Source organism: Moritella sp., from assembly GCF_033791185.1.
In the GTDB taxonomy this organism is placed as follows: domain Bacteria; phylum Pseudomonadota; class Gammaproteobacteria; order Enterobacterales; family Moritellaceae; genus Moritella.
The window spans coordinates 1-15940 of the sequence record NZ_JASJHF010000073.1 but is presented as its reverse complement, the minus strand read 5'-3'; the positions used below and the strand labels follow the sequence as shown (position 1 = coordinate 15940).

At 40.4% G+C, this 15940-nt stretch carries 14 protein-coding genes; 4 read left to right on the top strand and 10 right to left on the bottom strand.

Annotation, left to right across the window (positions count from 1 at the left end):
- Positions 1–162: 162 nt before the first annotated feature.
- Positions 163–720 (bottom strand): alkyl hydroperoxide reductase subunit C, encoded by a 558-nt coding sequence (gene ahpC / locus QNK26_RS04460; protein WP_319221068.1) that lies wholly within the window; start codon positions 718–720, stop codon positions 163–165.
- 216 nt (positions 721–936) lie between these two features.
- On the opposite strand from ahpC, the gene QNK26_RS04455 reads away from it, so the two are divergent.
- From QNK26_RS04455 to QNK26_RS04440, 4 genes are all read left to right on the top strand, one after another.
- Entirely contained in the window at positions 937–1506 is a 570-nt protein-coding gene (locus QNK26_RS04455) for a GNAT family N-acetyltransferase (RefSeq protein WP_319221066.1), read from the top strand.
- 105 nt (positions 1507–1611) lie between these two features.
- Complete coding sequence (locus QNK26_RS04450; RefSeq protein WP_319221065.1) at positions 1612–2058, top strand: GNAT family N-acetyltransferase; 447 nt, start codon at positions 1612–1614, stop codon at positions 2056–2058.
- A 235-nt stretch (positions 2059–2293) separates the two neighbouring features.
- A complete protein-coding gene (locus QNK26_RS04445; RefSeq protein ID WP_319221064.1) occupies positions 2294–2926 on the top strand; it encodes a YqiJ family protein in 633 nt (210 codons plus the stop codon).
- 97 nt (positions 2927–3023) lie between these two features.
- Positions 3024–4784 carry a flotillin family protein gene (locus QNK26_RS04440; protein WP_319221062.1) on the top strand — a complete coding sequence of 587 codons (1761 nt, stop codon included), beginning with the start codon at positions 3024–3026 and terminating at the stop codon, positions 4782–4784.
- A gap of 111 nt (positions 4785–4895) precedes the next feature.
- Here QNK26_RS04440 and QNK26_RS04435 read toward each other — a convergent pair whose 3' ends face one another.
- The 9 genes from QNK26_RS04435 to QNK26_RS04395 form a co-directional block, all read right to left on the bottom strand.
- Positions 4896–5375 carry a DUF962 domain-containing protein gene (locus QNK26_RS04435; protein ID WP_319221060.1) on the bottom strand — a complete coding sequence of 160 codons (480 nt, stop codon included), beginning with the start codon at positions 5373–5375 and terminating at the stop codon, positions 4896–4898.
- A 226-nt stretch (positions 5376–5601) separates the two neighbouring features.
- Positions 5602–6852, bottom strand: a complete 1251-nt coding sequence (locus QNK26_RS04430) for a cysteine desulfurase-like protein (protein ID WP_319221058.1) — start codon at positions 6850–6852, stop codon at positions 5602–5604.
- A gap of 163 nt (positions 6853–7015) precedes the next feature.
- Positions 7016–7648 carry a 2OG-Fe dioxygenase family protein gene (locus QNK26_RS04425; protein ID WP_319221057.1) on the bottom strand — a complete coding sequence of 211 codons (633 nt, stop codon included), beginning with the start codon at positions 7646–7648 and terminating at the stop codon, positions 7016–7018.
- Between the two features lie 325 nt (positions 7649–7973).
- Positions 7974–9341, bottom strand: a complete 1368-nt coding sequence (gene purB, locus QNK26_RS04420; protein ID WP_319221055.1) for an adenylosuccinate lyase — start codon at positions 9339–9341, stop codon at positions 7974–7976.
- A 24-nt stretch (positions 9342–9365) separates the two neighbouring features.
- Positions 9366–9989 (bottom strand): high frequency lysogenization protein HflD, encoded by a 624-nt coding sequence (gene hflD / locus QNK26_RS04415; RefSeq protein WP_319221054.1) that lies wholly within the window; start codon positions 9987–9989, stop codon positions 9366–9368.
- Positions 9990–9991: 2 nt separating this feature from the next.
- Positions 9992–11131, bottom strand: a complete 1140-nt coding sequence (gene mnmA / locus QNK26_RS04410) for a tRNA 2-thiouridine(34) synthase MnmA (protein WP_319221053.1) — start codon at positions 11129–11131, stop codon at positions 9992–9994.
- Positions 11132–11307: 176 nt separating this feature from the next.
- Positions 11308–12015 carry a pseudouridine synthase gene (locus QNK26_RS04405; RefSeq protein WP_319221051.1) on the bottom strand — a complete coding sequence of 236 codons (708 nt, stop codon included), beginning with the start codon at positions 12013–12015 and terminating at the stop codon, positions 11308–11310.
- Positions 12016–12163: 148 nt separating this feature from the next.
- A complete protein-coding gene (locus QNK26_RS04400; RefSeq protein WP_319221050.1) occupies positions 12164–14032 on the bottom strand; it encodes an acyltransferase family protein in 1869 nt (622 codons plus the stop codon).
- Between the two features lie 181 nt (positions 14033–14213).
- Positions 14214–15940 (bottom strand): NADP-dependent isocitrate dehydrogenase (locus tag QNK26_RS04395; RefSeq protein WP_319221049.1); only part of this gene is annotated, 1727 nt, incomplete at its 5' end.

Sequence of the window (15940 nt, the reverse complement as noted above, 5' to 3'; positions counted from 1 at the left end):
TATGGAAAACGCTATTAGCAATTTGATTAATTTAAAAATCGACTTTCTACTTTTTTTAGCTAGTGAGCGAAAGTGTATTTTTAAATGACCTCAGTAATGGTTAAATGATACTGAGGTCGACTTTATTGTTTTAAACAATCAATCTTTAAAGTTGCCTTTAAATTAGATTTTACCAACTAGGTCTAATGAAGGAGCAAGTGTTGCTTCGCCTTCTTTCCATTTAGCTGGGCATACTTCACCTGGGTTAGCTGCAACGTATTGTGCTGCTTTAACTTTACGCATTAAGTCTTCAGCGTCACGGCCAATACCTTCAGCAGTGATTTCCATTGCTTGGATAACACCTTGTGGGTCAACTAGGAAAGTTGCACGGTCTGCAAGGCCTTGACCTTCACGCATAACATTGAAGTTGTTTGTGATGTTGCCTGATTGGTCGCCTACCATGAAGTAGTTGATTTTGCCGATAGTGTCTGAACTGTCGTGCCATGCTTTGTGAGTAAAGTGAGTGTCAGTTGATACAGAGAACACTTCAACGCCACGTTTTTGTAGTTCTTCGTAATGGTCTGCAACATCACCTAGTTCAGTAGGGCAAACAAATGTGAAGTCAGCAGGGTAGAAGAAGAATACTGCCCATTTACCGTGTACGTCTTGCTCTGAAATCTCTACGAATTCGCCTTGTTTGAAAGCAGTCGCGTTGAATGGTTTAATTTGAGTGTTGATCATGTTGTTATCCTATTAATTAGTTAATTGTGTGATGGGATTCTTGCTGCGAATCCATGAGAAGGATTATGGGGGAATGTGTTGAATAGATAAAGCTGATCGAATCTATGAAAACGATTGTTTAAACCTATTGTAATTTTGAAGCTTATTAACGACCATGGTATAATTGTGTTTAAAGTAGAGCAGAGCAAAATTGAGTAACTCAGGAACAACCGTGATATGAACATGGCATTAGCAAAAATAGAACTCGCAAAGATGGAACATTTAGACGCCTTTAAATCCTATGTCGACGAATGTGTGGTCGATGGCATTGTGCTGTATGAGTTTATCCTTAGCCATTACGAACGTTATCTTAGCAAGCGCATTGCTTATGCCAAAGGTGAGCAACTACCGACAGGTTGGACGCCTATTACGACGTATTTCTGTGTCGAAGATGGCGTTATTCTTGGGTCAATACGAGTGAGGCAGGGAAGTGGTGATTATATCGAGCACGTTATCGGTCATATTGGTTATGAAACTAGGCCATCTGCGCGAGGTAAAGGTGTCGCTAAATTTATGTTGTCGAGTATTCAAAATAGCGGGCTAGCCGATAATGCCATTATCAGTTGTGACCCAGCTAACTTTGCTTCGCGAAAGGTGATTGAAAGCTGCGGGGCTGAGTTTCTTAACGAATACTATTATAAGCCGGAAGATCAGGACGTGCGGAGATATCGTTTACATTCTGAATGTAAGAATATCGCTAAAATAAAGATTAACGTATTAATAAACAAGGGATTTATGTTGTTGTAATTTAATCATAAGTTGATATTCTGGATACACAAATTATTAACATAGATGTATGTAATAGGCGTTATTATTACCCTTATCTATTGATTCATATTAAAAAGGAATTTTATGAATATCAAACAAGCCTCACTCGAAGAGTTAAACGATCTGGTTAGTTTATTTGATCAATATATGGTGTTTTATAAGCAGCCATCAGCACCCAAAAAGTACCGACCGTATTTAGGTGAGCGTTTACTCAATAACGAAGCGACAGTCTTTATTGCTTATAATAAGGCTGGCGATGCTATGGGGTTTGTACTTAATTACCATTCGTTTTCATCGGTATCACTGGGTAAGATAATCGTATTAAACGATTTATTTATTGCACCTGAATATCGTCGACAAGGCCTGGCTAATGAACTCATTCATCGGGTAGTGCGAGAGGCTCGAAATACCGGTGCTATCCGTGTCGATTTAAATACCGCACAAGATAACTTCTCAGCGCAAGCCTTGTATGAAAAATTGGGTTTTGTAAAAGATACTGAGTATTTTTCGTATAACCTAGCGGTAAAGTAAGTATGTTATAGCGCAAATGTCGGCGCTGCCTTTATCATATATGACTCACAACGATAATATAATCTGATTTTAAATTTCTTATTAGGACGTTAGGCTGCCTAGCTAATTTGTGAATAATGTTGTTTAGATAAAATACTTAGTGGTAAATTACTCAATTTAAATTAATTCTATGCTAGGCTATCCCATATAATTCAATTAGTTGTATTTTTAGCAGATTTTTATTTATAGAGGCCATATGCTTGCTTTCTTTTTGTCTGATATCAATTTAGTTTATACCATTGCGATTAGTATCGTATTTATATTTACCGTGATTGAAATATTAGGATTACTTATCGGGCTCAGCTTATTGGACATGTTCGATAATCTTTCGCCTTTTAATCTTGAAGGGGGAGTGCCTGCGCAGGTGAGCGGCTTAACAGCAGCATTAGATTGGTTACACCTCAGTAAATTACCTCTGTTTGTTTGGTTAATTCTGTCATTTACTTTATTTTCTATTTCAGGTTTCGTCCTTAATTTTACCGCTATATCTGCTTTCCAGTGGCAGCCTTCATTATTACTCAGTGCACCAATCAGTCTATTTATCACCTTAGCGATTATGCATTTTATTGGACATAAATTGGTGAAGTTTTTACCCTTGAATGACAAGTCTGTCACATCCACCGCAGAGTTCACAGGCAAGTTGGCCCGAATTACTATTGGTACTGCAACTAAAGGTAATCCTGCTGAAGCTGTTCTTATCGATGATGTTAATCAAAAACATTACTTGATGGTTGAGCCCGCTTACGAGCATGAAACATTTACGCAAGGTACCGAAGTTGTTGTGGTTGAGAAACTGACGAGGAGCTGGGTTGCGATCCCATTTAGCTAAGTTACCAACATCTTATTTACCAATGATCAGTTACAAATAGCTCAGTTGCCAATAATGAGCCAACAGAAATTATCATTCACTTTAGGAATATTATTATATGGAACTATCTGAAAATCTTGTGTTCATTCTAACCATAGCGGGTATTGTCGTTGTGGCATTACTGACAGTCTGCCTGATCATTGCCAAATTGTATGTACGATCAACTAAAGAAGTCGCTTTTGTAAGAACAGGGATGGGCGGTGAAAAAATTGCAAAAGATGGCGGCATGTTGGTATTACCTGTATTGCATGAAACAATTCCTGTCAGTATGAATACATTGCGTATTGAAGTTGAAAAAATTCAGAAAGACGCGTTGATTACCAAAGACCGTATGCGTGTTGATGTTAAAGCTGATTTTTACTTACGTGTCGCGCCGACGAAAGAAGGTATCTCTATGGCTGCGCAAACACTCGGTATTAGAACGATGCGTGTTGAAGAGTTAAAAAAACTCATGGAGTCTAAGTTTGTTGACGTATTACGTGCGGTTGCAGCGGAAATGACGATGACAGAAATGCATGAAAAACGTTCTGACTTTGTGCAAAGAGTACAGCAGAATGTGATCAATGATTTAGAGAAAAATGGTTTGGAGCTTGAGTCAGTATCTTTAACTGGTTTTGATCAAACTGATTTACAGTACTTCAATAAAAATAACGCGTTTGATGCTGAAGGTCGCGCATTACTTGCTCAAATCATTGAGCGTAAACGTAAAGAAACAAATGACATTGAACAAGAAAATAGAATTTTAATTGAGCAACGTAATGTCCTTGCTGAAAAGCAGTCTCTTGAAATTGAGCAAGAAAAAATGAATGCACAATTAAACCAAGAACAAGCTGTTGAGATGCGTAAAGCAGAGCAGCAAGCGACGATTGTTAAACAGCGAGAGCAGCGAGCACAGGAAGAGCGTGAAGCTGAAATCGCGAAACAAAGAGCGATTGAAGCGGCTGAAATTGAAAAATCTAAATTTATCGAAACGGCTGAAATCGAAAAAATTAAAGTACTTGAGCAATCAAGAATTCAGCAGCAGCGAGATATTGAAGTAGCGATGCAAGAAAAACAAATTGCGGTCGCTGTGAAGTCAGAAGAAGAGTCAGCGGCTCGCGCGAAAGCGGCTGAAGCAGAAAAGAATAAAGTTGAAAAAGAAGAAGCTGTTGTGACCGCACGTGAAGTGGCACAAGCAAACCGTAATAAGCAAATTGAAGTTATCGCAGCAACGAAAGAAGCTGAGCGTGATGCTGTAGGTATCACGGTTCAAGCACATGCAGCAAAACAAGCCGCAGAAGACAATGCTGAGTCAATTTTAATTGAAGCGAAAGCATCTGCGGATGCATTAAAACTGAATGCTGAAGCAAATGAAAAAGTATATGCGGTTGAAGCAGAAGGTAAACGATCTCGTTATGAAGCGGATAACTTATTAAGCACAGAGCAGATCGACTTACAAAAATCACTGGCGATTTTACAAATTCTGCCTGAGTTAATTGCGAATGCGGTGAAACCATTAGAGAACATCGAAGGTATTAAGATCCTGCAAGGTTACGGTGGTAACAGTGGTAACAGTGGCGACAGTGTTGCAGGTAATGACTCGAATGATGGCCGTTCATCTTCGCCACAAAGCCTATCAGAGCAAGTAACAACAGCTGCGCTAAGCTACCGTGCTAATGCCCCTCTGGTTGACAATATGCTTAAAGAGATTGGACTGGTTGATAAAGAAAATGGTTCATTAGAAGATTTACTCACAGGTAACCATAACCTGATTAAGCAAGCTGTCACTCAAGCACCAACTAATGATTCAGTAAATAAATCGACCAGTGATGCTGGTTAATTGATGTTAGCTTATTGATAGTAAATTATTGATAGTAAATTATTGATATAGCCTAACTGAATTACATGATTGAGTTTTGATGCCCTTTATTTCACCATAAAGGGCATTTTTTTAATAGCGAATACCAGCACGCTGATAGATAAACCCTAATAGCCAAGCTGGGCCAACTAATAAAAACTGTAAGTCCTCAAAAAAGGAGGGGTTCGCCCCTTCAATTTTATGACCGATAAACTGAAATACCCAAGCTATCGCAAATAACACCGCACTAAATACCCACAACGGTATGGCTAAATATTGTGTCAGCATATAGCACGCGATTAAGCATATTCCAGTAAACAGTAACATGCCCAATAAGATACGCTTTGATAAGGTGTAATAGAAATACATCGCCGGTAGCATGGCTATTGTTGCCCAGTTTAGCCAAGGCGATACATCCATCCAATCCATCTTAGGGACCGACCAGAGTAAACCGACGATGGTAAAGAAAATAATTGGCACCATGATCCAATGGATCAGCTTATTGGTTTTGTTTTGGTGGCTAACCCCATATTCATCAAACCATTGCTGTACCGTTCTCGATTGACGTGACATATTTTGCTTCCTTGCAGTGTAAATTAACGAATGATATTTTAGTAGTGATGCGTTAATAGGCTAGCATAGCGGGCTAAATGAAAGTGTTATCAAAGTGTTGTTTTTGCTATTTAAGTGAATGTAAGCTGTGATGAGATTGAATAATGAGTTGATAAATGTAAGCCCAAGTATCAGGAAACACTTGGGCTTATACGGTCTATTTACAGCTTACAGCTAGTATTAGTGGTTATTTTTCTACTACTGTCTCTAATACGGTCTCTAATATCGCAAATAATGCATCAATTTCGCTGGTGGTATTGTAGTGCATAAAGCCAATACGTATCACGCCGCCTTTATCTAAAATACCGAGCTGTTTACACAAACCGATAGCGTAGAAATGACCGTTCCAAACGCACATATTATGTTGACCGAGTAGGCCGGATACGTCTTCAGGAGAGGCATGATCAATGCGGATAGAAAAAGTCGGTGTACGCTCAGCCAGTCTTTCCATATCGTTGATACCGTACAGTGTTACGTTACTGTATAGCGTTAGCTTAGCCAAGAAGTGCTTGCTTAACTGCTGCTCATGGGCTTGATATAGATCGAAACTTTGTACCAGCCTTTCACGTAACGGTAGCGTCTGATCACCTGCATGGGCAAGGTATTCAACAGCCGCGGTAAAGCCTGCTAATGCTTCAAAACTTTGAGTACCGGTTTCAAAACGACCTGGTCCTTGGTTTGTTGCTGGCTCGACTTTGTAAGGCGATAAGCTATGTAGCCATTGTGGCGCCACATAGGCGATACCGACGTGCGGACCAAAGAACTTATACGCAGAGCAAGCTAAGAAGTCACAACCCAAAGCTTGTACATCTACCAGCTTGTGTGGCGCGTAATGAACTGCATCAATATAAACCTTAGCGCCGACAGCATGTGCAGCAGCAATAATCGGTTTAACATCTACCAATGAACCTGTGGTATTTGATGCAAATGTTAATGCCACTAACTTAGTCTTAGCTGAAATCAATGAGATTAAATGGCGACTATCTAAGGTGCAATCGTCTTCATTAACACGGGCTTGATGTACTATCGCGCCTTTATCATCCGCGGCTTGCTGCCATGTAGAAACATTCGAATAATGATCTAATGAAGTAACAACCACTTCATCACCGGCTTGCCAATCACGGCTGATAGCACGGCTTAATTGGAAAGTCAGTGAGGTCATGTTCGCGCCAAAAACGATGTTATCTGGCGACTCCGTATTTAACAGTGCTTGGCCTGCTAAGCGGGCGTTACGCATGACATCAACGGTCTTTTCACTAGAGAAAAAGCGGCCGCCAAGGTTCGAGTTATATTTACCTAAGTAGGCAGTCATAGTATCGAGTACTGACTGTGGAACTTGTGAGCCACCAGGACCATCAAAAAAATACACTGGCTCGCCATTTACTTGTTGCTGTAGTGCTGGAAACGCTTGGCGGATTGACTCAATACATAAGTTCATCGGTTATTCCTTTAATAAAATCATGATTACGTTTACAGTTTTTTGTGTAAGCGTAATGCTGTTCTTTAGTGTGTTAAATAGGTTGTGGTGACTGTGTTAATGACAGCTCCCATCACTGTTTTGTGCGCTGTTTTATTCGCTGCTTTTATAGCTACGCTGTAAATTAAGCGGTGAAAACAAATACGTCGCGTAGACCGGTTTCATCTTGAAGACCAGGCAATGTTTCCGTCACGTAGTGGTAGTAACGACGATCATTGAAAATGATAAATTGGTTTTCTTCTAGCGTGGTACTCATGTGCGGATGTTGGTCAACAGGCGATGAAAATATCTGCGTAAATGCCCCAGCGATGTTGTCTCGTTTTACACAAAAAATACCGACAAAATCAAAACCGTCTTGATGAATCCCTTCTGGGGCTGGTGAACCTGACTGGTCTTTTGAGCAGACTACGCGGATCTGGTGCACGCCAATTGGCTGTTTAGTGGTATCAACGTTAGTACGTTCTAAAAATGCATTTAATAGATTCTGAAAGTCAGGGTGTTGATCAAGTGACGGCGAAATGTCTGCAAATTTACGCTGCACATTGCCAATCAAACGGTTTACATCAGATGACTGCATAAACGTACTTGAGCCTAACTTTTCAAATTGTGTGTCAGTTTTTTGATATTGTGAAAATGCACGGAATCGACAGTTACTTTCAAGGTAAGGATCTGCACCTAAGTCATTAAAGAAATTACCTAAGTTTTGTGCACACGTTGAGGGGGCTTGAAATGCTTCAATGAGAAATGATCCGTTCATGGTGTAAATCCTTGGTTAACCAGATGTAAATGTAATGCTGATTATCCGTGTATATGGATTAGTTACAAGATGGGGGGCTAACTTCGAAAGGATGTTTTATAAAAGGCTAATTAGGTATTTCATATTGAAATTATAGTGAGGTTTATTTGTTTCGTTTTGAATTTATATTTTACAAATATGCTATTTTACGATATCTGATTTGTTGATATAAAAAACTGGAATGATAACTAGCGCACAAAAAAGCCCAAGCAATTTGTTACTATTTCTAGTTAACACGTTACTTGGGCTGTTTTAATTTCTACTGCGTACTAACTACAACTATAAATTATAGCTCGTTAACGAACTCAACAGCACGACCGATGTAGTTAGCTGGCGTCATTAATTTTAATTCCGCTTTAACTGCATCAGTTAGGTCTAGTGTATCGATGAATTCTTGCATAGCAGGACCATCAACACGACGACCACGAGTAAGTTCTTTTAGCTTTTCGTATGGTTTTTCGATGCCGTAGCGACGCATAACTGTTTGGATTGGCTCAGCCAGAACTTCCCAGTTACGATCAAGATCAGCAAGTAACGCTTCTTCGTTAAGTTGTAATTTGCTTACACCTTTTAACGTTGACTCGTAGGCAATAACAGAATAACCGATAGCAACACCTAGGTTACGTAGTACCGTTGAATCTGTTAAATCACGCTGCCAGCGAGAAACCGGTAATTTTGCAGAAAGGTGATTGAATAGTGCGTTAGCAATACCAATGTTACCTTCTGAGTTTTCAAAATCAATCGGGTTAACTTTGTGCGGCATTGTTGAAGAGCCAATTTCACCAGCAATGGTTTTTTGTTTGAAGTGGCCTAGGCAAATGTAACCCCAGATATCACGGTCAAAATCAAGAATGATGGTATTGAAACGTGCAATTGCGTCATAAAGTTCAGCAATATAATCATGCGGTTCGATTTGCGTTGTGTACGGGTTCCATACAACACCTAAGCTAGATACGAACTCTTCAGAGAACTCGTTCCAATCAACATCAGGGTAAGCTGAGATGTGTGCGTTGTAGTTACCTACAGCACCGTTGATTTTACCTAAGATTTCAACATTAGCGATTTGTAACATTTGACGGCGTAAACGCACTACAACGTTAGCAAATTCTTTACCCATAGTACTTGGCGACGCAGGCTGGCCGTGAGTACGTGATAGTAATGGTACAGCAGCATATTCTTTGGCTAACACTGTTAGGCTATCGATAAGCTTTTCACAGTAAGGTAAAAGAATTGTTTCACGCGCTTCAGTTAACATTAATGCGTGAGACAGGTTATTGATATCTTCTGAAGTACAAGCGAAGTGGATGAACTCAGAAACTGCATTCAGTTCTGCGTTATCAGCTACTTTCTCTTTCAAGAAGTATTCAACTGCTTTTACATCGTGGTTTGTTGTGCTTTCAATTGCTTTAATACGTGCAGCGTCAGCTTCAGAGAAGTTGTCTGTGATGCTGTTTAATGCAGCGTTAGCATCAGCGCTTAGTGCTGGTACTTCTGCAATCGCGTCACATTCAGCTAGTTTTTGTAACCAGCGAACTTCTACTTGTACACGGTATTTGATTAGACCAAATTCACTAAAAATTGAACGCAGGGCTACTGTTTTACTACCATAGCGACCATCGACCGGGGAAACAGCTGTTAACGCTGATAATTCCATTACATACTCCTGGGTGTGTTTAGGTTAAATTCGAGCCAATTGTTGTTTAGCTTGCTCTACCATGTGTTTACGATTGAAAACTACTTGGCGGCGTTTACCGCCTGTTTGTCGCCATAACACTGCTGAGCGAATACCGGCAAATAGTAATGCACGGATCTTATCTCTCACCAATGTTTGTTGCAGGAAGCTTGCTGTTCCTGCAATTTGGATCTTGGTGCCCAGTGGACTAATTAGGTCTACATAGATTGACGCCATATTACTTAAAATTTGTGCATCCGTTAACTCATAATGATGAGTTTGGCGTTTAACTTGCGAGATACGTTCACCTAACATGCCAAGAATGTCATTGCGTTTAGCAAGCTTACGCTCTAGCGCCACCAAGCCGATCATGTAGCGTGTTAAGGCGCTATCTGGACCTGTTGATGTATTGCTTAGTTGTGCTACTAGGGTTTTATAGCCCAGTTCTAGGTTTGCGTACTCGCCATAAACTTCAATAGTTTGACTTGGGTCTGTTACGATCACACAACGTAAGGTATTGCTTAATTGTGTTTCGTCACAATTACCTGTTGTCGCAAGCTGATGTACAAGCGCTGCGGCCTGACAAACACCAGCAAAAGCGATGTTTGATTCTTGGAAGTTAGTTGACACTGTTAGCCCCTAATTTGAACATCAATAATTGCGCCACCGAGGCAAACGTCATCAAGGTAAAATACCGCTGATTGGCCTGGGGTGACGGCAAGTTCGGGTTTATCAAAAGTTACTTCAATTTGGTCTTCGCCGATAGGTGTTACCAAGCAAGGAACATCTGTCTGACGGTAACGTGTTTTTACAGTACAGCGTAATGGCTGTGTTAATGGTTCGCGGCTAACCCAATGGATTTGTGATGCCATTAAACCTTCGGAGAATAAACGTGGGTGGTTGTGGCCTTGTGCTACAAGCAATACGTTACGCTCCATATCTTTATCAACCACATACCAAGGTTCTTGGCTGTTATTGTTTTTCATACCGCCGATATGCAGGCCTTTACGTTGACCGAGCGTGTGGTACATAAGGCCTTGGTGTTCACCAATTTCTTCGCCATCAACACTTTCAATTTTACCGGGTTGTGCAGGTAGATATTTACTTAAAAATTCAGTGAATTTACGCTCACCAATAAAGCAGATACCGGTACTGTCTTTTTTGTTGGCTGTGATCAAGTCTTGTTCTTCAGCAATTCGACGTACTTCAGGCTTTTCTAATTCACCAACAGGGAACAATGAGCGTGAAACTTGCACATGATCTAAGGTGTAGAGGAAATAGCTTTGGTCTTTGTTGCTATCTAAGCCACGTAACATTTCAAATGTACCATCGGCCTTTTGACGGCGGCTTACGTAGTGACCCATGGCAATGTAGTCAGCAGAAAGTACTTCTGATGCAAACTGCAGGAATGCTTTAAATTTGATTTCTTTGTTACAAAGAATATCTGGATTTGGGGTACGGCCAGCTTTGTATTCAGCTAAGAAGTATTCAAACACGTTATCCCAGTATTCAGCTGAGAAATTAATTGCGTGTAACTCGATACCTAATTTATCACATACTGCTTGCGCGTCTGCTAGGTCCTCAGCAGCGGCACAATATTCATCATTATCGTCATCTTCCCAGTTCTTCATGAACAGGCCTTCTACTTGATAACCTTGCTGCTGTAGCAAGTAAGCAGAAACAGATGAGTCAACACCGCCGGACATGCCAACGATTACTTTTTTAGTACTGTTTAATGCTTTAGTACTGGCGTCGATTGTAGTATTTGTCATAGGACCTTTTAATTACTCTTGTAGTAATGCAAATAAAGTTAAAGGCTTTTTTGCTGATGTATTAAATATTTTGTTAAAACAAGTATTCAGAGCACTGCAAAGTACAGTTCTCATGAGCGCAAGTTTCAATGGCGCGAATTTTACCATGAAGGTTAACGCAAAAACAGACTTTGCTACTAATTCATCATGTTAATACTACTTTCAACTAGCTCACCTGGTTGGATGTTATCCAGCGTCCATGGGCCAATGCGGTAGCGGATCAAACGTAATGTTGGATGGCCGATATGCGCAGTCATACGACGCACTTGGCGGTTACGTCCTTCGACGATGGTGATCGATAGCCATGTTGTTGGGATGCTCTGGCGTTCACGAATGGGTGGTACACGTGGCCACACCGCTGGCTCTGTCATTATTTCAACTTTAGCTGGTAGCGTTGGACCGTCTTTTAATACAATGCCGTAGCGTAAATCGCTTAATTTTTCAGGACTCGGTTCACCTTCAACTTGTACCCAGTAGGTCTTTTCTGTTTTCTCACCTGGCTGGGTTAACTTTGCCTGTAAGCGGCCGTTATTAGTCAGTAACAATAACCCTTCGCTGTCACGGTCAAGACGACCTGCGGCGTAAATGTCCGGCACCTTGATGTAGTCTTTTAATGTTTCGCGATTATCAGCATCGGTAAACTGGGTTAATACCATGTAAGGCTTGTTGAATACATACACTTGCGTTGGGCCACTTTCTTTGGGCTTGGCATGCTGTGGACGATTGCTCTTACCGCGTGGCTTTACCGTATTGGTATAACTTATTTGGCTCTTTCTGGCCTGCTCAGATGGGCTTTTCTTTCGGCCTAGAGTTAGTTTTGGTTTTGCTGGTGCTGATTTTGACATGCTATCGCTAATAATTAAGATTCTTATACAGCAATTGTAGCAAATTTTGGCGGTCTATTTATAGGGTAATTTAATATCGGCTTATTTAGTATCGGGTAATGCAGAGGCCGTTAAAATACACGCGTAGATAACGAACCTAGAATGACTGTTAATCAAGTTGTGGTGGTAACAGAGGTCTTAATCTGTCTGCAAGATACACGGCCCCTTGTTTTGTTATGTGCACTTCATCATAGTAAAATGGCAGACCATTCTCACTGATGACATTGCATTTATTGGTGGGGCAGAATGCATTAGTCATATTGATAAATTGATAACCTAAGTTTTGATTGTTATAGAAGACAGTATTATTTTCAATATTCACCGCAGGCAGTGATTCGAACACAGCTTCGCTAATGTCTTGCTCCTTTTTAAATGCGTCAACCATAAGACCTGGTAGTGAACGTGCCAAAGCTTTATTACCGATAATGTATATTTTTGCCTGTGGATTATTACGTTTTATCAGCTGAATGGCTTGGATATTATAATTTAAAGACCAGCTGCGCCAATTCATCGCAATAAAAATAAAATCAGCATGGAGTAACCGTGTATCTGCGGTGACTTTATTGATCATCGTGGTGCATTTGCTTAGTCTTTTTTTACCGATTTTGTCAATCAAATTAACCGCGCTGTAGAGATCGTTTAATTCATCAGCTAGGCGATAAAATACGCCACATTTGGCTGATACCTTATTTGCCATAAAATTAACCTTATCGTTATCCGTGACGTTTATTCTTTCATTAATCACGTTAACAAAATCGGCCGACTGAGAGTCACCGATAAACATAACATTTAATTTATCGTCATCTATTTTATTTTTTTTGAGTTTATTCATCATTTGCCAAGTATAACGTTCACCTTTATCTATTTGATTCAGGTTAGCTTCGATAATGTGTTTCGGCATGCCGGACAATTGATATAAAAGAAATGGAGTCGATTGATAAAAAGCAACAAAAATAAGCACGGGGCACATTGTTAAAGCGAGAGTATGTTTCCTTTTCTCAAACTGACGACATTCAACAAGATAATAACTAACGGCCCCCAATATGACGGATAATACTAAGCCGATAGGAAGCCAATAATCTAATTTAAAATATACGCCGTAGACCAAAATTGGCCAATGCCAAAGGTAGATTGAATATGACCATTTACCGAGTGCTTGAAACAATCTGTTATTGGTAAAAATACTGGTTTTTCGATCACTTATGAGGATGAGGTACGCACCGAATACTGGGACGCAAGCGACGTAACCAGGCCAAGGTGTGATCTTGGATGTTAAAGTAAATGATAATAGAATTAAGCTGAGACCAATAATTTCGAGTAATTTTTTTTGGTTTACTGTTAATTTTAAAGGATAAAAATAAGCAACTCCGCCCAATAGCATTTCCCATGCGCGAGAGGGCAGTGAATAATAAGCAAACGTAGGCCATTTTTCTGTGGCGATTATACAGAATAGAAAGCTTAAAATCGTCGATATGATTAATAACCGCTTTAATGTATTCAGTGAAAAATAGTGTTTTAAAAACAGCAGTATAATCGGATGGAGAATATAAAATTGCCATTCAACAGATAATGACCAAGTATGTAATAACCATTTCTCATGGGCGCTGGCATCAAAATAGCCAGACTCATAAAAATAGGTAATGTTGGAGATAAACGTGGTACTGCTAGCAACATGTTTACTTAAGTTTAAATAGTCCAGCGGTGGCAATAGAAACCAACCAAAGAGCAGTAAGGTAAAGCACAGCACAGCAAGCGGGGGAATGATTCGCTTTGCCCTGCATAAATAAAATTCAGCTAAATTTAATGAATCGGTGTTTAATCCTTTAAAGATAATACCTGTCATTAAAAAGCCTGAAATGACAAAGAAAATATCGACACCAGCAAAGCCTCCGGGCGCAATGCTCGGATTAAAATGGAACAACACAACTGCAATAAGTGCGATTGCTCTTAACCCATTTAAATCGGTTCTAAACTTCACCTTGTGTACCCTATTATTACCTTGTGATTAGCAGTGATAACGACCTTATTCTAAAGTGTATCGCAATATTTTAGTTTACGTTATTGTCATCGCGTTTTTATAAGCGTAAATCACGGTTTAAAAAAAGAAAACCCGCAACAGACGGATCCATTACGGGTTTGGTGTTAAATAATGATTTATATTAGCTAAGCGCTACGTTTAATAATTCATTGAATGTAGCACTTGGACGCATAATCGCTTCCATCTTCGCAGGGTCAGCGTTGAAGTAACCACCAATATCGACCGCTTTGCCTTGAGCCGAATTTAGCTCTTCAACAATTTGCAGTTCATTTTTTGCAAGACTTGCTGCAAGCGGCGCAAACTGCGCAGCGAGTTCAGTATCTTCAGTTTGTTCTGCGATGCATTTAGCCCAGAACAGTGATAAGTAGAAGTGACTGCCACGGTTGTCTAGTTCACCAGTACGGCGTGATGGCGACTTATCATTATCAAGTAACATTTCAGTTGCTTGATCCAATGTTGTTGCCAGTACTTTTGCTTTAATGCTGCCAGATTTCTTCGCCACTGATTCTAAAGAAACTGTGATCGCTAAGAATTCACCGAGTGAATCCCAGCGTAAATGGTTTTCTTCGACAAGTTGTTGTACATGTTTCGGTGCTGAACCACCGGCACCGGTTTCAAACAAACCACCGCCTGCCATTAATGGCACGATAGACAGCATTTTAGCACTCGTACCTAATTCCATAATTGGGAATAAATCCGTCAGGTAATCACGTAGGATATTCCCCGTCGCTGAAATAGTATCTAAGCCGCGAACAACACGTTCAAGCGTATAACGCATCGCACGTACTTGTGACATGATCTGAATGTCTAGACCTTCAGTATCATGATCTTTAAGGTATTCATTTACCTTCGCGATCAGTTCATTTTCATGCGGGCGGTAGCGATCAAGCCAGAATACCACCGGTGTATCTGATTCTCTTGCGCGCTCTACAGATAGTTTCACCCAGTCGCGGATTGGTGCATCTTTAACTTGGCACATACGCCAGATATCGTCTTTCTCAACATTCTGAATCATCAGTACTTCACCAGTGTCGATATCGACGATACGGGCTTCACCCGTTGCTGGCGCTTCAAATGTTTTGTCGTGTGAACCGTATTCTTCGGCTTTCTGTGCCATTAGGCCAACGTTTGGTACGCTACCCATAGTTACAGGATCAAATGCGCCGTTGGTTTTACAGAAGGCGATTATTTCTTGGTAAATACGGGCAAACGTTGATTCTGGGATCACCGCTTTGGTGTCTTTTGGACGACCATCTGCGCCCCACATTTTACCACCACTACGGATCATCGCTGGCATAGACGCATCAACAATAACATCATTTGGCGCGTGTAGATTCGAGATACCTTTATCGGAATCAACCATGGCTAATTCTGGGCGATTAGCATGACAGGCATGTAAATCACGACGGATTTCTTCACGTTGTGAACTTGGTAAATTTGCGATTTTTTCGTAAAGGTTTGATAAACCGTTATTCACATTTACGCCAAGCTTTTTAAATAGTTCATCATGCTTTGCAAATGCGTCTTTGTAGAAAATTCTTACCGCGTGACCAAATACAATTGGATGAGATACTTTCATCATGGTTGCTTTTACGTGTAGCGAAAACATCATGCCGGTTTCGTAAGCATCTTGCATTTCTTGTTCGTAAAAATCACACAGTGCGGTTTTACTCATGTACATGCTATCGATAATTTCGCCATCGAGCAGCGCAAGGTTATTCTTAAGAACGGTTGTTTCACCATTCTCTGCAACTAGCTCCATTCTCACATTGCGAGGACGGTCTAGCGTGATTGATTTTTCACCGTGGTAGAAGTCGCCTTCACGCATATGTGCGACGTGAGTTTGCG